Origin of the sequence: Amycolatopsis orientalis DSM 43388 (genome assembly GCF_000411975.1) — a bacterium.
Classification (GTDB): domain Bacteria; phylum Actinomycetota; class Actinomycetes; order Mycobacteriales; family Pseudonocardiaceae; genus Amycolatopsis; species Amycolatopsis orientalis_D.
On sequence record NZ_ASXG01000058.1, the window covers coordinates 71,213 to 89,846 of the forward strand.

An 18,634-nucleotide genomic window follows, 5' to 3' on the forward strand; every position below is an offset into this window, starting at 1 on the left:
GCCGGTCCCGACTGCGCTCCGTGCCCCCGCGACCGCCGTCCGATGTTGCGTCTTCCTGACGGTCGTAAAACGTATTACAGTAGCTGGACGCGTGAATGGCCGTCGTCTGAATTGGGGGCACGTGGTGCAGCTCCAGCCGAGTGCGCATGTCGACACGTTCTGCCGGGACCACCTCCCGCCGTTCGAGCAGTGGCCTCAGTTGTGGTTCGACCTGCCCGAACTGCAGTACCCCGACCGGCTCAACGCGGCCACCCGGCTGCTCGACGACACGATCGCGCGCTGGGGAGCCGACCGTCCCGCGCTGCTCTCGCCCGCCGAATCCTGGTCCTACCGCGACCTGCTGACCCGCGCCAACCAGATCGCGCACGAACTCACCGCCCAAGGCGTCGTGCCCGGGAACCGCGTGCTGCTGCGCGGGCCGAACACCCCGTGGCTCGCCGCGTGCTGGCTCGGCGTGCTGAAGGCGGGCGCGGTCGCCGTCGCCACCATGCCGATGCTGCGCGCGCACGAGCTGTCGAAAATCATCGAAGCGAGCACGCCGGTCCTCGCGCTCTGCGACCACCGCTACCCCGAGGAACTGCAGCCCTTCGACCTCCCCCTGATTCCGTACGGCGGCGACAGCCCCGACGATCTCGCCGCCCGCTGCGCCACCCGTCCCGAAACCTTCCAGGACGTCGACACCGCCGCGGACGACGTTGCGCTCCTCGCCTTCACCTCCGGCACCACCGGCCGCCCCAAGGCGACCATGCATTTCCACCGCGACCTGCTCGCCATCGCCGACACGTTCTCCCGGCATCTGGTCAAACCCCGGGAAACCGACCTGTTCTGCGGCACTCCTCCGCTGGCGTTCACCTTCGGCCTCGGCGGCCTGCTGGTGTTCCCGCTGCACGCCGGCGCCGCGTCGCTGCTCGTCGAACGCGCCACGCCGACCGAACTCGCCGACCTCGTCGCCGAACATCACGTGACCGTCCTGTTCACCGCACCCACCGCGTACCGCGCGATCCTGGCGTCCGACCGCCGCCCGCTGCTGGCCGGCTTGCGCCGCGCGGTGTCCGCAGGCGAAGCGCTGCCCGCATCGGTCGCGACCGACTTCCACGAGGCGACCGGCCACTGGCTCATCGACGGCATCGGCAGCACCGAAATGCTGCACGTCTTCATCTCCGCCGCCGACGAAGACGCCCGCCCCGGCGCGACCGGCCGCGTCGTGCCGGGCTACCGCGCGCGAATCGTCGACGACAACGGGCACCCCGTCCCCGACGGCACCCCCGGCCGCCTGGCCGTCCAAGGCCCGACGGGCTGCCGCTACCTCGCCGACGACCGCCAGACCGTCTTCGTCGAGGACGGCTGGAACCTCACCGGCGACACCTACGTCCGCGACTCCGACGGCTACTTCCACTACCGCGCCCGCAGCGACGACATGATCGTCTCCTCCGGCTACAACATCGCCGGCCCCGAGGTGGAAGAGGTGCTGCTGCGCCACCCGGACGTCCTGGAATGCGCCGTGGTCGCCGCCCCGGACGACGCGCGCGGTTCGATCGTCGCCGCCTACGTGGTCCTCAACGAAGGCGTCCCGGGCGACGACGCGAAGGCCAAGGAACTGCAGGACTTCGCGAAATCCCTTGCCGCGCCGTACAAATACCCGCGGCGAGTGGAGTTCATCCCGAGCCTGCCGCGCAACCCGAGCGGCAAGGTCCAGCGCTACCTGCTGCGCCGTCGCGCCGCGGAACCGGTGAGCTGAGCGCCGCCGCCCCGCCCGCGCGCTGACCCAACGGACGGCCGCATCCGATCGCGCCGCACAAAGATCAGGCCTTCCCTCGCCCCGGACCGGCGAGTCGGCGATCGGCCGACGCTCCATCCCACGCGACTACCCGCCGCCGATCCGTTTGGTCGACCCTCGTGCGCCCTCTCGACGAAATCCGTTCTGGACTTGTCTCGGAGCTGCCGATCCCACGTGACTACCGCCCGTCCGATCCGCCAGCCTCCCGTCCGCCGAAGGCCGGCTCCGCACAGCCGCCATCTCAGCGGGACCACAGCACCCGGCGGTCCGCCGAAAGCCGAACCAGTCCTCAGAGCTGCCAGCCGAGCGTGACCACCGTGCCGTCCGCACTGGTTCGCACCTCTGCGCGATCCGCCGTCGCCTGCACCAGTAGCAGGCCGCGGCCGCGGACCGAAACCGGGTCGTTCTCGGGTTCGTCCGGGGGACGCCACTCGCCGTGGTCCGCGATCACGACCTCGACGCTGTCCGGCCGGCACACCGCGTCGAGGTCCACCAGTCCGGGCTCGCCGGGATACGCGTGGTCGGCGACGTTCGCCAGCGCCTCGTAGCCGGCCAGCACGATGTCGTGCGCGCGGTCGTCCGGAATGCCGGACTCCAGCGCCCAAGCCAGCAACCGGTGCCGCAGCGCGCGCAGCGCTCCCGGTTCGGCCAGGATGCCGTGGCAGCTCAGTGCGCGGGTGTCCTCCTGCACGTCCATTGTCAGCCGCCCGCTCCGGCGACCCCGGCCAGCGCCTGGTCGACCGACGGGAACAGCGCGATCCACTCGTCGAGCCCGGTGCTCGTGAACGGCCGCGACGTGATCGTGGACGTGCTCACCACCCGCAGCGCCCCCGCGTCGAGCTTGCGGTGCGCGCCGGCCAGCACCTGGAGCCCGGACGAGCTGAGGAAGTCGACCGCGCGCAGGTCGACCACCAGCACCCCGGGCTCGCGTTCGAGCACCCCGCCCACGACCTCGCCCAGTTCCGGCGCGGTGACCAAGTCGATTTCTCCGCCCACGGTCACGACCGCGGCCGGTCCCCGCCAGCGGACCGACACCTCGAGGTCGCCCGCGTCCTGCCCGTCTCCCGAAGCCACGATCACCGATCGTGCCCGATCGGCGGACGGATCGCCAGTGCACTCCCCGGTCGGCGGCCGCGCGTGCCCTCCGCCCGGCCCCTTGCTCGCTCCCCGTCAGCCGGTCCGGGAGAGGCCAATCGCGGAGAACGGCACGTCAAGCCGAGAGCCGGACGCGCCCCGGGTTCTCCACCCGACCGGCGCGACTCGGGAACACTGCCCACCGGGCCGCTGCTTCGAGGGTTCGGGTCGCCTCATCGCGAGGCGGGCGTCGCGGCGGCGTCGAGCGCCCGACAGACCTGGCGCGGCGCGGACGATCCCGCACGCCGTCCCGGTCGTTTCCCCGCCTCCCTCCCAGAACGAGGCGGAGCACCCGCGCACGGGATCGAGCGCAACCATCCACTATGGACGACCCAAAGCCGCTGCGCTCAAGCGAACCGGTCCGGATCCGCCGCCGCCCATTCGTCCGCCCAGCCGGGTGGCGGCTCCGCCCGCAGCTGCCCGGGTTCCAGCCAGTCGTACCACTCCGCGTAGGACAGCACCGTCCGAGCGTCCACCCGTCTCCGCAGCTGCTTCGGCGACAGCTCCGCCGGATCCGAAACCCCCATCGCCGCCATGATCCGCATCGCCGAAGCGACCGTCGCCTCCTGATACCGCCGCACCCGCTCGGTCTTGTCCCCCACGTCGAGCGCCCGGCCCCGGCGCGGATCCTGCGTCGCCACCCCCACCGGGCATTTGTTCGTATGGCACCGCTGCGACTGGATGCAGCCCACCGCGAACATCATCGCCCGCGCGGCGTTCGTGTAGTCCGCGCCCTGGATCAGCCGCTTCACCACATCCGCTCCGGTAGCGACCTTTCCGCTCGCCCCGAGACGGATCCGGTCCCGCAGCCCGGTGCCGACGAGTGCGTTGTGGACGATGTGCAGCCCCTCGGTCAGCGGAGTGCCCAGGTGATCCGCGAACTCCAGCGGGGCCGCGCCGGTGCCCCCTTCCGCACCGTCCACCACGATGAAGTCCGGCGTGACCCCCTCGGCCAGCATCGCCTTGCACACCGCCAGCACCTGCACCCGCGAACCGACGCACAGCTTGAATCCGGTCGGCTTCCCGCCGGCCAGCTCGCGCATCCGGGCCAGGAACACAACCAGTTCGCGCGGCGTCGAGAACACCCGGTGATACGGCGGCGAAACCACCGTTTCCCCCTGGGGAACTTCGCGCACCCGGGCGATTTCCGCGTTCACCTTGCTGCCCGGAAGCACTCCGCCCATTCCCGGCTTCGCCCCTTGCGACAGTTTCAGGGAAACGCATTTAACCGCGTCGTGCGCGGCTTTTTCGGCGAACGTCGAAGGGTCGAAATCGCCGTCCGGAGTGCGGCAGCCGAAGTAACCGGTGCCGATTTCCCAGATCAGGTCGCCCCCGCCGCGGAGGTGGTACTCGGACAGGCCGCCCTCGCCGGTGTCGTGCGCGAAACGGCCGCGGGCAGCGCCCTGGTTCAGCGCCAGGATCGCGTTGCTGGACAAGGAACCGAAGCTCATCGCGGACACGTTGAGCAAGGCCATGTCATACGGCCGGGTGCAGTCCGGTCCGCCGACCCGGACCCGCGGCACGGTATCCGGAACCGGCACCGGCGCGAGCGACGGGACGAGGAATTCGTATCCCTCGGCGTACACGTCCCGCTCGGTGCCGAATGGCTCTTCCGCCGCCGTGCCCTTGGCGCGCTGGTAGACAATGGACCGGACGTCGCGGTCGTACGGGCGGCCGTCGAAGTTGCGTTCCACAAAGTACTGCTGCAATTCCGGCCGGATGCTTTCGAGCAGGAACCGCAGATGCCCGAGAACCGGGTAGTTCCGCAGCACCGAATGCCGCCGCTGGGTCACGTCGTACCCGCCGGTCGCCGCGAGCACCAGCACCGGAGCCGCCAGGAACCACCACCAGGCCGATACCGCGACGCTGACCGCTACCGCCGCGGCCGCGAGCAGGACGAGCATCGCGACCAGTCCGAATCGGACCACACTGACTCTTGCCACAGCGTCGAAACTAACCCCAGCGGCCAGTACGCGCAGGTCGGCGCGGCGACCGCCGCACGCGGGAAGCAGCCGGGTTCGTCCAGGCGCGCCAAGACCCCGACCACGCGCGACGGCGGGCTGGTCAAGCTCACCGACGCGGGCCGGACCGCCTTCCCTGGGCACCGCGAAACCGCTGCGGGACGAGCTGCGCGACACCGAGCGGCTCGCCGACTGGTGTCCTGACGGGGACGACCCAGCCGAGGGTCGCTCCCCCGGTCGGCTCAGTAAGCCAGGTTGGGCCGCAGCCAGCGCTCCACTTCGGACAGTTCCTCGCCCCGCCGGCGGGCGTAGTCCTCCGTCTGGTCGCGGCCCAGGCGGCCGACGGTGAAGTACCGCGATTCCGGATGAGCGAAGATCAGCCCGCTCACCGCGGCGGCCGGGGTCATCGCGTACGACTCGGTCAGCCCGATCCCGAGGTCTTTCGCGCCCAGCAGCTCGAACAGGTCCTTCTTTTCGCTGTGGTCCGGGCTCGCCGGGTAGCCGAGCGCCGGACGGATGCCGCGGAAGCGTTCCGCGTGCAGGTCCGCGAGATCCGGCTGCACGTCCGGCTCGAACCAGCGCCGCCGGGCCTCCAGGTGCAGGTACTCGGCGAACGCCTCGGCCAGCCGGTCGGCCAGCGCCTTCACCATGATCGCCCGGTAGTCGTCGTGCTCGGCCTCGTAGCGCGCGGCCAGCTCCTCCGCGCCGTGGATGGCGACGGCGAACCCGCCCAAGTGGTCGCCGAAACCGGCCGGCGCGATGTAGTCGGCGAGGCACCGGTTCGCGCGGCCGTCCGGCTTCTGCGTCTGCTGGCGCAGCATCGGGAATTTCCAGTCCGAGTACTCGCCGTCGAGCAGGATGTCGTCGCCCTCGGAATGCGCGGGCCAGAACGCGTACGCGCCGCGCGCGGTGAACGAGCCGTTCTCGATGATCTCGTCCAGCAGCTGGTTCGCGTCGTCGAACAGCTCGCGCGCGACCGGCTGGTCGAGGATCGCCGGGTACTTGCCCTTGAGTTCCCAGGCCAGGAACAGGAACTGCCAGTCGACCATCTCGCGCAGCTCCGGAATCGACGGTTCGACCACGCGCACCCCGGTGAACTCCGGCGTCGGGATGTCGTCGAACGACACCTTCTCGGCGTTCGCCCGGGCCTGTTCGAGCGTGAGCATCGGCGTCGCGTGCCGGTTTTCGTGCTGGGTGCGCAGCCGCTGCTGCTCGGCGCGGTTGGCGGTGTCCAGCGCGTCCGCGCGATCGGTGTCGAGCAGGTCGGACACCACGCCGACCACCCGCGACGCGTCGAGCACGTGCACCGTCGTGTGGTCGTACGCCGGGGCGATCTTGACCGCGGTGTGCTGCTTCGACGTGGTCGCGCCGCCGATCAGCAGCGGCAGCTTCAGCCCGCGCCGCTGCATTTCCTGCGCGACCGACACCATCTCGTCCAGCGACGGCGTGATCAGCCCGGACAGCCCGACGACGTCCGCGTTCTCGGCCACCGCGGTGTCGAGGATCTGCGCCGCGGGCACCATCACGCCGAGGTCGATCACCTCGTAGTTGTTGCAGCCCAGCACGACGCCGACGATGTTCTTGCCGATGTCGTGCACGTCGCCCTTCACCGTGGCGAGCACGACCTTGCCGTTGCCGCGCGAGGTGTCGAAACGGCCCTCGGCCTGCATTTTGGCCTTCTCCGCCTCCATGTACGGCTCGAGATAGGCCACCGAGCGCTTCATCACCCGCGCGCTCTTCACGACCTGCGGCAGGAACATCTTCCCGGAGCCGAAAAGGTCGCCGACGATCTTCATGCCGTCCATCAGCGGGCCCTCGATCACCTCGAGCGGCCGGGCGAACTGCTGGCGGGCCTCCTCGGTGTCCTCCTCGATGAAGTCCACGATGCCGTGCACCAGCGCGTGCGAAAGCCGTTCCGCCACCGGGGTCTCCCGCCAGGACAGGTCGACGACGCGCTTGGTGCCGCTGCCCTTGACCGTCTCGGCGAACTCGACGAGCCGGTCGGTGGCGTCCGGGCGGCGGTCGAACAGCACGTCCTCGACCAGTTCCAGCAGGTCCTTCGGGATGTCCTCGTACACCGCGAGCTGGCCGGCGTTGACGATGCCCATGTCGAGCCCGGCGCGCACGGCGTGGAACAGGAAGGCCGAGTGCATCGCCTCGCGCACGACGTTGTTGCCGCGGAAGGAGAACGACAGGTTCGAGATGCCGCCGGACGTGTGCGCGCCCGGACAGCGCTGCTTGATCAGCGGCAGCGCCTCGATGAACGCCTTCGCGTACCCGTTGTGCTCGCTGATGCCGGTGGCGACGGCGAGCACGTTCGGGTCGAAAATGATGTCCTCGCCGGCGAATCCGGCCTCGCGGGTGAGCAGATCGTAGGCGCGGGCGCAGATTTCGACCTTGCGCTCGACCGTGTCGGCCTGGCCCTTCTCGTCGAAGGCCATCACCACGACGCCGGCGCCGTAGTCGTGGATGCGCCGCGCCTGCTCCAGGAACGGGCCCTCGCCCTCCTTGAGGCTGATCGAGTTGACCACGCCCTTGCCCTGCACGCAGCGGAGCCCGGCCTCCAGCACGCTCCAGCGCGAGCTGTCGATCATCACCGGGATGCGCGCGACCTCGGGCTCGGTGGCGATCAGGTTGAGGAACGTCGTCATCTCCCGCTCGGATTCGAGCAGGTCGGCGTCGAAGTTGACGTCGAGCAGGTTCGCGCCGCCGCGGACCTGCTCCAGCGCGACGTCCACCGCCGCCTGGTGGTCGCCGGCCTCGATCAGCCTGCGGAACTTCGCCGAACCGGTGACGTTGGTGCGCTCGCCGATCATCACGAACCCGGTGTCCGCGCCGATCTTGAACGGCTCGAGCCCGGAAAACCGCGCGCTCGGCTCGTGCGCGGGCACCGGCCGCGGCGGAAGACCCTTGACCGCCTCGGCGATCTTGGCGATGTGCGCGGGCGTCGTGCCGCAGCAGCCGCCGACGATGTTGACCATGCCGGCCCCGGCGAACTCGCCGAGCATCCCGCCGGTCTCCTCGGGCGTCTGGTCGTAGCCGCCGAACGCGTTGGGCAGGCCCGCGTTCGGGTGGCACGCGGTGTAGGTGTCCGCGAGCTTGGCCAGTTCCTCGACGTGCGGGCGCATCTCGGCGGCGCCGAGCGAGCAGTTGACGCCGACGACCAGCGGGCGCGCGTGCGCGATCGAGGTCCAGAACGCCTCGACGGTCTGGCCGGACAGGGTGCGCCCGGACAGGTCGACGATGGTCACCGAAATCCACAGCGGGAGATGCGGCGCGACCTCGCGGGCGGCGGTGATCGCGGCCTTGCAGTTGAGGGTGTCGAAGATCGTCTCGATCAGCAGCAGGTCGACGCCGCCGTCGGCGAGCGCCTTGATCTGCTCGGCGTAGGCGGCTTTGACCTCCTCGTAGGTGACCGCGCGGAACGCCGGGTCCTCGACGCGCGGCGACAGCGACAGCGTGACGTTCAGCGGGCCGATCGACCCGGCCACGAACCGGTCGCCGAACTCGTCCGCGGCCTGGCGCGCGAGTTCCGCGGCGCGCAGGTTCATCTCGCGCACGCGGTCCTGGAGCCCGTAGTCGGCCTGGCCGATGCTGGTCGCGGTGAACGTGTTGGTGGTGGTGACGTCCGCGCCCGCGGCGAGGTACTGGCGGTGCACGTCGAGCACGACGTCCGGCCGCGTGAGGTTCAGCAGGTCCGGGTCGCCGGTGACGTCCTTCTCGTGGCCCTCCAGCCAGTCCGCCCGGTAGTCCTCGGGAGCGAGACCGGCGCCCTGCAGCATCGTGCCCCAGGCCCCGTCGAGCACGACGACGCGCTGGTCGAGCAGGTTCCGCAGGTTCTGGGTCATCGCCACCTCCGCATGAAGTCCACGGAGGCGCCCTTGGGAATGGTGGTGCCGGCCGAGCGTGGCGGACCACCGGTCCGTTGCAGCGCCTCTCGACCTGGTGGTCAAGACTACCGGATGTGCCCAGTCCCCGGGCAGGTGTGTTCACTCCTCGGGAATCGGGAGGTCCTCGAGCGGACTGCCCCTCCACTTCCAGCCGGTCCGGCGCGGTCGTCCGGGCAACGCGATCCGGCCGGCGCACCAGCGCAGCGCGTCCCACGCGTCGGGAATCGGCTCCTGCTCAGGGAAAAGCCGCGCGACGACGCGGGCGCAGGGGTCGCGCGGCGGGTCGATGGCCGTGCCGAGGCCCCGTGCGATGTCGTCGCCGTGCAGCAGCAGTTCCACGCAGCCCATCGCGGCGAAACCGGCCGGATCGGAGCGGCCGGTCGGGTGGTAGGCGCGTTCCTGCGGCTCGGCGTTCCGCACCGCCGCGGCGAGGAGCCGCCCGCCGGTGAGGGCGAATTCGAGCAGTTCGGCCGGGGACGCGTCGGGCTCGGCTTTGGCGAGGAAGCGCACGTAACGATCGGCCGGACGGCTCACGACCTGCGCGGCGTAGGACAGGAGCGTGTCGCCGAGGTGTTCGGCGGTGTAGCGGCAATCCCACTCGAGGCCGCCTGCCGGGCGGGTCCAGTCGCCGCCGGCGACGGGTTCGAGAGCGGCGGATACGCAGGCGAGGGCTTCGTCGAGGTCTTCGGCGCGCACGGTCATCCGGTCAGCGTAGAGAAGCCCAGAAGCCGCAGTGGTGGTCTTCCGCGAATCCGGTCAGCGGCTCCGCGCCGCCCGGCCGGTACGAGACTGCCTGCCCGGTCGGGCCGCCGCGGACGAAGGCCGTCCAATCGTCCACCATCCGGTCCGCGAGCCGTTGCTGCGCGGGCGTGAATGTCGTTGGCTGCTCGGCGAAATCGAACAAGTAGGGCAGTTCCGCGGTGTGCGTGGCGCCGAGCGGGAACGGCGCTCGCAGCGCGGCTGCCGCCGGTGAGGTCGGGTCGTTGAACTCGTACCGCGACACTGAAGGGAGCGAGCTGCCCAGCTTCGCCGCCGGGCAGGCGAACGCCCAGTCGGTGACAGCCGCCGCGTACGCCAGGGATGCGTTGCCGCTGAACGCGTCCACCGGGTATTCGCGAGCGACAGCGTCGGCGTGCGGGAAGACGTCGGCGAGCGCTCGCGGGTAGCCGTGCCGCGTGACTTCGCGGCCGGCCGCTGCCTGCTCGGCGAGGAAATACGTGAACTCGTCGTGCGTCGTGCCCAGCATGACCGGCACCGGAGTCGCGGGAACCTTGCCGGGCAGCACCGAACCGCCGGTGACCGGGCCGGGCATCTCGATCCCCGCGATCGAGCTGTACGCCGGAGCGGCCAGGAGTTTCCGGACCGGCAGTGCCCGCAGGCATTCCGCGGCGGTGCGGCGGTCGGTGCACCCGCGCGCGGCGGCGTACTGGACGCTCTTGCTTTCGGCCGCGGACAGCGTCGCCTGCGCCTGGCACGGTCCGCTTTGGACGATCGCGGCCCGGAACAGCCCGCGCGACCCGGGGGCGACGAGGTGGTCGCACACCGACATCCCGCCCGCGGACTCCCCCGCGATCGTCACCTGGTTCGGGTCGCCGCCGAAGGATTCGATGTTGTCGCGCACCCACCGCAGCGCCTGCTGCTGGTCGAGGAAACCGTAGTTCCCCGGCTCCGGGCCCAGCGCCGGGTCGGCGAGGAAGCCGAGCGCGCCGAGCCGGTAGTTGAGCGTGACGACCACCGCGTCGCCTCGCTCGACGAGCCGTGCGGCGCCGTAGCGGTCGCCGCCGCCGGTGAGGAACGCGCCGCCGTGCAGCCACACCAGAACCGGGCGTCCGGTCTCGCCGAGCGGCGGGGTCCAGACGTTCAGGTAGAGGCAGTCCTCGCTGGTCAGGGCTCCCTCGGCGGCCTGCGGACAGCGGGGCCCGGGCTTCGTGGCGTCCCGCTCTCCCGCCCAGTGCTCGACCGGGGCGGGCGGCTGCCAGCGCCGCTCGCCGACCGGAGCGGCCGCGTACGGGATTCCCTGGAAGAGCCGGTGCCCGGGAGCGACAGTGCCGCGGACGGCGCCGGCTGCGGTGTGCACGACGTCGCCTGCCCGGCTGATCGCCGCGTCCGAAGCCGCGCAGGCCGACGCGACCAGAACGGGGACGACGGCCAGCGCCGCGAACCACCGTCGCCGAATCCCCCGAAAAGCCGCCGCCACCGGCCGGACGATACCGGCCGGGCGTCCGGGTCCGGCCGCCGGATCATCCGGCGGAGCGCGAGAACCACCCCGCCGGGCAGCGTCGAGACCAGACCGAGCACGCCGTAGCCGACCGCGACCGACACGCCCTGCTCCGCGCCCAGCCCGGCGGCGGCGAACGAAACGGCCGCCGCGCCCTCGCGCGGGCCGAATCCGCCGACGTTCAGCGGCATCCCCATCGCCAGCAACGCGAGCACCAGCAGCGGCAGCAGAACGCCCAGCGGCGCGCTGGCTCCCGCCGCGCGGGCAGCGACCACGAACAGCGTCAAATGGCCGGCCACCGCCACCAGAGACCAGCCGGCGACGCCGGGCCACGCTTCGAGCACGCCGCTTCGGAGGTCGGCCGCCCACACGTGCCGCAAGCGTTGCCGCATCGCCACCGCGACGACGACCAGCGCCACGACCACGATCCCCAGGCAGACCAGCACCTGCCGCGGCAGCAGCTCCGGCCGGAAAGCCGCGACCGCCAGCCCGGCCACCACCACCACGGTCTGCCCGGCGGCGCGTTCGAGCACGACCGCCCGAACCCCGCGCCCGACATCGCCCGACCGCCGTCCGTGCTGAACCGCGCGGTCGACGTCGCCGAGCACGCCAGCGGGGAGGACGCCGTTGAGGAATTGCGCACCGTAGTAGTCCCCGACAGCTTCCCAAAACGGCAGCGGCAGGCCGAGCCGAGCCGCGACCAGCCGCCAGCGCGCGGCACTAGCGAGCGTGGTCACGACGCCGATGACCAGGGCGATCACGATCGGCCCCGGGCCGAGGGCACGCAGCCCGCCGGCGAAGGCCCCAGTGCCAAGCCGCCACCACAACGCGGCGATCAGCGCGGCTCCGGCCAGCAGTCGCAGCCAGCGCATCAGGCCACCGCCTGGGGTACGGTCGACCTCGCCGCCTTCGGCGTGCACAGCTGTGCTTTTGGACGGGGTTGTTTGCACAGGTCAGGGCCACTACGACCGGTTCGCAACGCGGCTCCCGGCAGTGGCCGCCGCATCAACTCGCCGCCGCAACTCCGGCCCGCCGCGACAGTGCGGAGCCATTTGCGCAGCTCCGCGATCTCACGCGAGCAGCGCCGCACTGTGACGAGCGCGGCCCCGTTGGGCAAACGCAACCACCACGCCAAGGCATGCGCACCCTCCACGGGCGCAGCGCGAAGCGGTTTCCGCAGGTCAGGATCGCCACACCGGCGTTGTGACACGACTCCCGTCAGCAACCACGCCCGCCGCATCACGTCACCGCCAAGATCACGCTCAACCGAGCCCCCGCAACAGCCCAATCCTCGAGCGTCCGCTCCCAAGCCGCGACACGGAGCCGTTCCCGCAGGCCAGCAGCGCCACACCGGTCTCGCAACCCGACTCCCGCCAGCAACCACACCCACCGCATCACCCCACCCCCAAGATCCCGCTCAACCGAGCCCCCGCAACAGCCCAATCCTCCAGCGTCCTCGCCCGCGCCCAAGCCGCCGCGCGGAGCCGTTCCCGCAGGTCAGCATCGTCCCGCCAGCCGCGCAGCGCCGCGGCGAGGGCTGCTTCGTCGCCGGGCGGGACGAGGAGGCCGGGGCGCGAGCCGTCCGGGGCGTGGCCGAGGGCGTCGGGCACGCCGCCGACGTCCGAGGCCAGCACCGGTATTCCGCGGGCGAGCGCCTCCGTGACGACCATGCCGTACGTCTCCGCGTGCGAAGGGAGGACCAGCAGATCGGCCCGGTCGTAGGCGGCTTCCAGTGCCTCTCCGGAGAGCGGTCCGGTGAAGCGGGCGCGGGGGTGGCGCAAACCGTTGGCATAGGCCGGGTTCCGGGTGCGCGAGCCGACGAGGTCCACGCGCAGTCCGTCCACTTCGGACAGTGCAGCAAGCAGAACGTCCTGCCCCTTGCGCGGGGTCACCGCGGCGACGCAAATCAGCTGGGACACCCCGTCGGTCCCCGCCGCCCGCGGGGCCGGATCGGTGCCGGGCGGGGCGATGTGGACGGTCGCGAGCCCGTGCCGCTGTTCGACAGCGCGGGCGGCGGCTGGGCTCGTGACGATGACCTGCCTCGCCAGGTGGAGCGTCTTCCGTTCGCGGATGTCGAGGTCCGCCGCGCGCCGCGGATCCAGGCCGGTCTCGTCGGCGAGCGGCAGATGCACCAGGACGGCCAGGCCGAGCCGGTCCGCGTGCGGGGCGAGGACGTCCGGGACCCCGCAGGCGACCAGGCCGTCGAGCAGCACCTTCGTGCCGTCGGGGGCCTCGGCGAGCAGGCGGTCCAGTCGGTCCTTCGCGGCCTCGTCCGGGTCGGGCCAGGCACCGTCGACCGGCCGCAGCCGTACCCGCAGGTGCTCGGCCACGCGGCGGTCGTAGGTGTTGCCGCCGCTGGGCACGCTGCGGTCGTCGACGTCGCCGGGCACTGCGAAACAGGACAGTCGCACGCTGCCTCCCTCCTCATGGGAGACAACGGGCGACGGGGCGATCCGGTTCAGCCTTCGAAGGTGTCCGGGTCGAAGCCGGTGCGACGGCCCTCGTCGAGCCCGCTGAGCACGTCCAGGTCGCCGTCGCTGAGCGAGAAGTCGAAGATGTCGATGTTCTCCCGCATCCGCTTCGGCGACGACGACTTCGGGAACACGACATTGCCGATCTGCACGTGCCAGCGCAGCACGATCTGCGCGGGCGTCTTGCCGTGCTTCTCGGCCAGTTCGGCCAGCAGCGGGTCTTGCAGGACCTCGCCCTGGGCCAGCGGGCTCCACGCCTCGGTCACGATCCCGTGCGCCTCGTGGTAAGAGCGCAGTTCCGGTTGCTGCAGCGCGGGATGCAGCTCGATCTGGTTGACCGCGGGCACCGTCGCCGACTCCGCGGCCAGCCGTTCCAGGTGCGGGATCTGGAAGTTGGACACCCCGATCGCGCGGGCCTTGCCGGCGCGCTGCAGTTCCTCGAAACCGTGCCAGGTGCCGACGTACTTGTCCTGTTTCGGCAGCGGCCAGTGGATCAGGTACAGATCGACGTAGTCCAGGCCGAGCCGCTGCAGGCTGCCTTCCAGCGCGTTGATCGCGTTGTCGTGGCCCTGCGCGTCGTTCGCCAGCTTTGTGGTGACGAAGATTTCTTCGCGAGGTACGCCGGAATCGCGGATGCCCGCTCCGACGCCCTCCTCGTTGCGGTACATCTGCGCGGTGTCGAGATGCCGGTACCCGGCTTCCAGCGCTTCCCGCACTGCGGCGGCCGTTTCCTCCGGCGGAATCTGGAAGACGCCCAAGCCGAACTGCGGAATCCGGACGCCGTTGTTGAGTTCGAGCTGCGGAACGCGGTTGGTCTCGATCGTCATGTCGGCGGCCTACCCGTGCGCGGCGGCGGCGAAACTCGCTCGATCAGGCAGCGACCGCCTCGCGGACCCGCAGGATTTCGTCCGCACGGGTCACCGAGAGGCACCGCCGGACCGCGTGCGCCGCTCCGGGCACGACGGTGAACTCCGGAATCCGCTCGTGCGCTTCGAGCAGAGCGCGAACGCCCGCGCAGCTCAGGAACGCGACACCGGAGAGGTCGACGACCACCGGCCCGGTCAGCGGAGCGACGGACGCCGCGAAAACGGGCGCCGTCGCCGCGTCGAGATCCCCGGCCAGGGCAACGTGGATCGTGTCCGCCTGCCTCGTCGCGCGGACGGTCAATTCCACCGGCGCGGTGACGCCGGGAAGATGAAGAGTCATGGGTTTGCGCTCCTTTCGCAGAGACCTGCTTGGGGCGCTGACCGCAGTATGGTTCTGGACAACAGCCAACACTGGAAACCGTACGCGTTCTGCCAGTGCGGTCAACCCGGGTGACCACGAGGTTCACTCGCGCGGCAGCGAGATCCGCCGGTTCGGGGGGCTTGCCGCGGCGGTGCGGTTGCCGCCCAGCGCTGCTTCCGAGTCTTGTTGGCGGGCTGCCGGTTTACGCGGCGCGGGCGGCGGCTCGTTCATCGGCCGTTCATGCGCGGTCACCTGGAAGGGGGACTCGCGCTACGGCTGTCTCCGCTGGCGCGGAAAGGGAACTCTTCCACGGCCTGGGGTCCGAGCTTCCGGTCAGGTCAGTCCGCCCGCCGGGGAGCCGCCGCGCGGAGAGTCCACTGTGGACTCTCAGTCGCGCAGCGCGAGCTTCGCGAGCTCCTCGTCGAAGTCGAAGCAACGGTCCTCGGAGCCGACCGGGACCTCGTCGTAGGTGCGGTCGAGGAAGTCGGCGATTTCGTTCGCCGCCGCCTCCAGCACCGCGGACCCGTCCGGCGCGTTCAGCTCCACGAGCACGCGGCTGTCGTCGGCCGCGGGACGCACCTGGACGTCGCCGTCGCCCGCGGGGGCGAGCAGGCCGTCGGCCAGGAGGTCGCGTCCGAACAGCCAGCGCACGACGCCGCCGCCGGCGTGGTAGCCGACCGACACCGCGAACGGATCCGCCGGGTCGTATTCCAGATCGGCGCGCACCGGCAGCGGGACGGACCCGAACGTGCGCAGCCCGAAGATGATCGTCGCGCGGACGACCTGCGGTTCGGTTTCCACGACGGCGCCTCCTTCGTTACCCGGTCGCGAACCTGTCCGGACCGAAGTGAATGTTTCTCCATAAGTAACGCGCCGTAAGAGCGTAAGCTGCCCGACTGAGCGTATTTCACTCCAACGGTGGAGATCTACGTCTCAGTTGGCTACGGAAGGGCAACATCGACCGCGGGAACGGGCAGCGCACGTGCCTCCGTCGTGGCCGACCGGAGCGACCTCGACCTGCGGAAACGGACTGCCCCGAGGGTGACCGCGGACGGGCTCGGAACCGGCGGAAGAAGCCGTTCTCGCGTCGGTAACGATGAAGAAACTCCGCCCGGCCGAATCGGTTCAACGCACTGCGACGACTCGATTGGCGACAACCGGCTTTTTCCACGCGGGTTCAGCCGGCAGCCGCCAGGGCGACGATCCGGGCGGCCTCGAGAGCGAGCGCCAGGTACCCGAGCACCAAGGCCGTGGCCGCCCGGCCGCGGCCCCCGATGCCGGTCCGGCGCAGTCCGAGGTGGCCGAAAACGATCGCGAGCAGCGACAGAACCGGCGGCCCCAGAACCGTGAACGGCTCGTAGTAGACGGCGTCGCCGAGGGTGCGGCTGCGCGCGGAGTAGGACCCGAGGAACGCGAGCCAGCTGAGGACGCTGAGCACCAGCGCGGCAGTGGCGGTTTTGGTCGACGACGGTTCACCCATGCGGCGAAGCTAGCCAGCCGCGGCGGGACCGGTCCCCGGTCAGCGGCTCCACTCCTCCACCCGCACGCCCAGCAGCCCGGCCGCCGCCCGCAGTTCCCTCCGGCGGTCCCCCGGCACCGCGTGCACGTGGTTCGCCCCGAAACGGGAGAGGAACGTCTCCGCCGCCACGTCCAGGCGCGCGAACGCGTGCGGCCACTCCGGCGTCGACCGCGACACCAGTTCCTCGGTCGTCCGCTCGTCGTAGTTCGCGAACTCGCCCAGCACCAGCTGCATCCGATACTCGCCGTTCAACCGGCTCAGCCGCGCCAGCGTCATCCGGCCGGGGGCGGCGATGTGCTGCACCGAAGCCCCGCCCGCGGGGAAGAAGAACACCTCCGGGTACAGGTGCACCCGGGCCAGGTTCTCCGCCGGGTCCTCGCTCCGCGCGGCGAACCAGGTCGCGTGCTGGCCGGAATTGCACAGGTCCCAGACGTCCCGGTCCGGGTGGTAGTGCCGGACGTCGGCGAACAGCACCGGCGTCCCGGTGATCCGGTGCATCAGCTGCATGGTCAGCGCGCCGTCCATGTCCGCCTCGGTCGCGGTGACGTGCACCGCCTTCGGGCCGTTCCAGTCGTACGGATCGTTGAGCAGCGCCTCGGCGACATCGGCGGTCGCGAAGTGTTCGGTCAGTTCCGGCTGTGCCTTGATGCCGGAGAAATCCAGGTGCCGTTCGGCCGCGACGTCGCGCACCGCGAGATAAAGGCGCAGCTGGCGTTCCAGCAGTTCCGGCGTGAGCCGGTCTCCGTCGTAGTGCACGGTGGCGTGCTGTTCCAGCCATTCGCGGCCCCGCACGGCTTCGGCCGACGGACCCGACTCCGCGCGGCGGACCAGTTCGTACTGGTCGATTTCCTCGACGTCCACGCCGAACTGCCGCATCCACTGGTCAGTATTGGCGACCGCGGTGTTCATCCCCATCGGCCGCCCGCCGAAGCGGCCGAACGTCGAACCGCGCAGCGAACCGACGGCAGCGGCGGCGCTCGCGTGCGCCCCGACTTCGGCGATCAGCTGCGGGTCGGAAGGCGCGCCCCACAGGCGGGTGTGCGCACGGCCGATCTGGTCGAGCGCGCCCCCGGCAGCGAGCATGCCGACCAAGCCGGGTTCGGTCGGGTCGGTGCTCGCGACGAGCAGCAGCGGACCCGGGGTCGCGTCCGCGGCCAGCATGGTGAAGTGCGGAAACGCCCACACCGCGTAATACAGCACCGTCACGTCCACGGAACTCGCCGCGACCGAACGCGCGGCGGCGCTCGCCGTGGTGTTCGTGGCGACCAGTCCTCCGGTGACGACGTCGTGGCCCGCCGCGGTCAGCGCGGCGGTGAACTCGTCCGCTTTCGACCGGATGAAGCCGGTGTTCCGCCGGTGCACGTGGTCGCGCCCGTCGGAGACGGCGAGGACACCGATTCGCGCCATAGGTCAGCTCCGGTTCAGTTCGGCGTAGACCTGGGCCGCGTTCTCGCGGGTCACCAGGCGGGTGGGCAGCGTCTGCGTCTTGGGCACGGTCTGGCAGTCGACGAGCAGTTTCTTCGCCGCGGCAACGGCTTCCTTGCCGCCGGTGGGATAGATGAACGTCGCGGACAGCCGGCCGGCCTCCACCGCCTTGATGCCGCCTTCGGGCACCGGCAGGCCGTCGATGCCGACGATCGGCAGGTCCGCGCGGCCGGCGTTCTGCGCGGCGATGCGCGCGCCCTCGGCCATCGGGTCGTTTTCGGAGAACATCGCCTGCGCGTCCGGATGCGCCTTCAGCAACGCGTCTGCTTGCTGTTGTCCCTTGTCCCGCAGCCAATCCGCGTCCGCGCTGCCCACCACGGTGATATTGCGGTCCGTGATTCCCTGGTTGAATCCGTCGCTGCGTTCCTTCGCGGGCGTCGACCCGGCGAGGCCTTTCAGCTCGACGACTTTCCCGCCGTGCGGCAGCAGTTTCTCGGCGAAGAACTTGCCCGCCTGCCGTCCGATGTCCACGTTGTCCGCGCCGATGAACGACGTGTACGCGTCGCCGTCGACCTTCCGGTCCAGCACGAGCACCGGAATCCCCTGGTCGTAGGCCTTCTTCACGACACCGGTCAGCGGGGTCGCCTCGTTCGGGCTGATGATCAGCAGGTCGATGCCCTGGGTGAGGAAGGTGTTGACCTGCTCGACCTGTTTCGCGTTGTCCTGCGCGGCATCCGCGTAGCTGACGCTGAATTGCGGCACGCCGGCCGCGGCCTTGCGGATGTCGTCGTCCATCCGGACGCGATACGGTTCGGCGAGATTCGCCTGGCTCATCCCGATTTTGTATTTCCCGCTCGGGCCGTGGCATTGTTTCGCGGCCGGGGCGGCGCCGGACGACGCGCCCGGCGCGTTCTCGTGCGTGGTGCCGCAGGCGGTGACGGCCGAGACGAGGGCCAGCCCCGCCAGGACCGCTCCGCCGCGGAGGATGCCGGACATCTGCTCCCCTTTTCCC

Annotated in this window: 14 protein-coding genes and 1 pseudogene; 1 reads left to right on the forward strand and 14 read right to left on the reverse strand. The window is 70.9% G+C overall.

What is annotated here, in order from left to right:
• The first annotated feature begins 124 nt into the window (after window positions 1-124).
• Window positions 125-1,738 carry an AMP-binding protein gene (locus tag L942_RS10030; RefSeq protein ID WP_037357987.1) on the forward strand — a complete coding sequence of 538 codons (1,614 nt, stop codon included), beginning with the start codon at window positions 125-127 and terminating at the stop codon, window positions 1,736-1,738.
• A gap of 328 nt (window positions 1,739-2,066) precedes the next feature.
• Here L942_RS10030 and L942_RS10035 read toward each other — a convergent pair whose 3' ends face one another.
• The 14 genes and pseudogenes from L942_RS10035 to L942_RS10100 form a co-directional block, all read right to left on the reverse strand.
• Window positions 2,067-2,474, reverse strand: a complete 408-nt coding sequence (locus tag L942_RS10035; RefSeq protein ID WP_037357909.1) for an ATP-binding protein — start codon at window positions 2,472-2,474, stop codon at window positions 2,067-2,069.
• Window positions 2,475-2,476: 2 nt separating this feature from the next.
• On the reverse strand, window positions 2,477-2,851 hold the full coding sequence (locus tag L942_RS10040; protein ID WP_051165854.1) for an STAS domain-containing protein: 375 nt from the start codon (window positions 2,849-2,851) through the stop codon (window positions 2,477-2,479).
• A 407-nt stretch (window positions 2,852-3,258) separates the two neighbouring features.
• Window positions 3,259-4,854, reverse strand: coding sequence for an FMN-binding glutamate synthase family protein (locus L942_RS10045; protein ID WP_326929324.1), 1,596 nt, complete (start codon window positions 4,852-4,854; stop codon window positions 3,259-3,261).
• A gap of 260 nt (window positions 4,855-5,114) precedes the next feature.
• Window positions 5,115-8,720, reverse strand: a complete 3,606-nt coding sequence (metH, locus tag L942_RS10050) for a methionine synthase (RefSeq protein ID WP_037357912.1) — start codon at window positions 8,718-8,720, stop codon at window positions 5,115-5,117.
• Window positions 8,721-8,861: 141 nt separating this feature from the next.
• Complete coding sequence (locus L942_RS10055) at window positions 8,862-9,464, reverse strand: maleylpyruvate isomerase N-terminal domain-containing protein (RefSeq protein WP_037357915.1); 603 nt, start codon at window positions 9,462-9,464, stop codon at window positions 8,862-8,864.
• Between the two features lie 4 nt (window positions 9,465-9,468).
• Window positions 9,469-10,839 carry a carboxylesterase/lipase family protein gene (locus L942_RS10060; RefSeq protein ID WP_235079018.1) on the reverse strand — a complete coding sequence of 457 codons (1,371 nt, stop codon included), beginning with the start codon at window positions 10,837-10,839 and terminating at the stop codon, window positions 9,469-9,471.
• 203 nt (window positions 10,840-11,042) lie between these two features.
• Window positions 11,043-11,852: pseudogene (locus L942_RS42790) on the reverse strand (lysylphosphatidylglycerol synthase domain-containing protein); the annotation flags it as partial.
• A 522-nt stretch (window positions 11,853-12,374) separates the two neighbouring features.
• Window positions 12,375-13,391 (reverse strand): glycosyltransferase family 4 protein, encoded by a 1,017-nt coding sequence (locus L942_RS10070; RefSeq protein ID WP_037357920.1) that lies wholly within the window; start codon window positions 13,389-13,391, stop codon window positions 12,375-12,377.
• A 47-nt stretch (window positions 13,392-13,438) separates the two neighbouring features.
• Window positions 13,439-14,278, reverse strand: a complete 840-nt coding sequence (locus L942_RS10075; RefSeq protein ID WP_037357923.1) for an aldo/keto reductase — start codon at window positions 14,276-14,278, stop codon at window positions 13,439-13,441.
• 43 nt (window positions 14,279-14,321) lie between these two features.
• Window positions 14,322-14,657 (reverse strand): STAS domain-containing protein, encoded by a 336-nt coding sequence (locus L942_RS10080; RefSeq protein WP_051165851.1) that lies wholly within the window; start codon window positions 14,655-14,657, stop codon window positions 14,322-14,324.
• A 408-nt stretch (window positions 14,658-15,065) separates the two neighbouring features.
• Entirely contained in the window at window positions 15,066-15,479 is a 414-nt protein-coding gene (locus L942_RS10085; RefSeq protein ID WP_051165852.1) for an SsgA family sporulation/cell division regulator, read from the reverse strand.
• A 376-nt stretch (window positions 15,480-15,855) separates the two neighbouring features.
• Window positions 15,856-16,158: a hypothetical protein gene (locus tag L942_RS10090; protein ID WP_037357926.1), complete on the reverse strand. Its 303-nt coding sequence runs from the start codon at window positions 16,156-16,158 to the stop codon at window positions 15,856-15,858.
• A gap of 39 nt (window positions 16,159-16,197) precedes the next feature.
• Entirely contained in the window at window positions 16,198-17,604 is a 1,407-nt protein-coding gene (locus L942_RS10095) for an L-fucose/L-arabinose isomerase family protein (protein ID WP_037357929.1), read from the reverse strand.
• Window positions 17,605-17,607: 3 nt separating this feature from the next.
• On the reverse strand, window positions 17,608-18,618 hold the full coding sequence (locus tag L942_RS10100; RefSeq protein ID WP_037357931.1) for a substrate-binding domain-containing protein: 1,011 nt from the start codon (window positions 18,616-18,618) through the stop codon (window positions 17,608-17,610).
• Window positions 18,619-18,634 lie beyond the last annotated feature (16 nt).

Excerpts from the sequence above, each read along its gene's own strand:
- L942_RS10035 (WP_037357909.1), bottom strand. The coding sequence starts at position 2,474 with ATGGACGTGCAGGAGGACACCCGCGCACTGAGCTGCCACGGCATCCTG.
- metH (WP_037357912.1), bottom strand. The coding sequence starts at position 8,720 with ATGACCCAGAACCTGCGGAACCTGCTCGACCAGCGCGTCGTCGTGCTC.
- L942_RS10055 (WP_037357915.1), bottom strand. The coding sequence starts at position 9,464 with ATGACCGTGCGCGCCGAAGACCTCGACGAAGCCCTCGCCTGCGTATCC.
- L942_RS10075 (WP_037357923.1), bottom strand. The coding sequence starts at position 14,278 with ATGACGATCGAGACCAACCGCGTTCCGCAGCTCGAACTCAACAACGGC.
- L942_RS10080 (WP_051165851.1), bottom strand. The coding sequence starts at position 14,657 with ATGACTCTTCATCTTCCCGGCGTCACCGCGCCGGTGGAATTGACCGTC.
- L942_RS10090 (WP_037357926.1), bottom strand. The coding sequence starts at position 16,158 with ATGGGTGAACCGTCGTCGACCAAAACCGCCACTGCCGCGCTGGTGCTC.
- L942_RS10095 (WP_037357929.1), bottom strand. The coding sequence starts at position 17,604 with ATGGCGCGAATCGGTGTCCTCGCCGTCTCCGACGGGCGCGACCACGTG.
- L942_RS10100 (WP_037357931.1), bottom strand. The coding sequence starts at position 18,618 with ATGTCCGGCATCCTCCGCGGCGGAGCGGTCCTGGCGGGGCTGGCCCTC.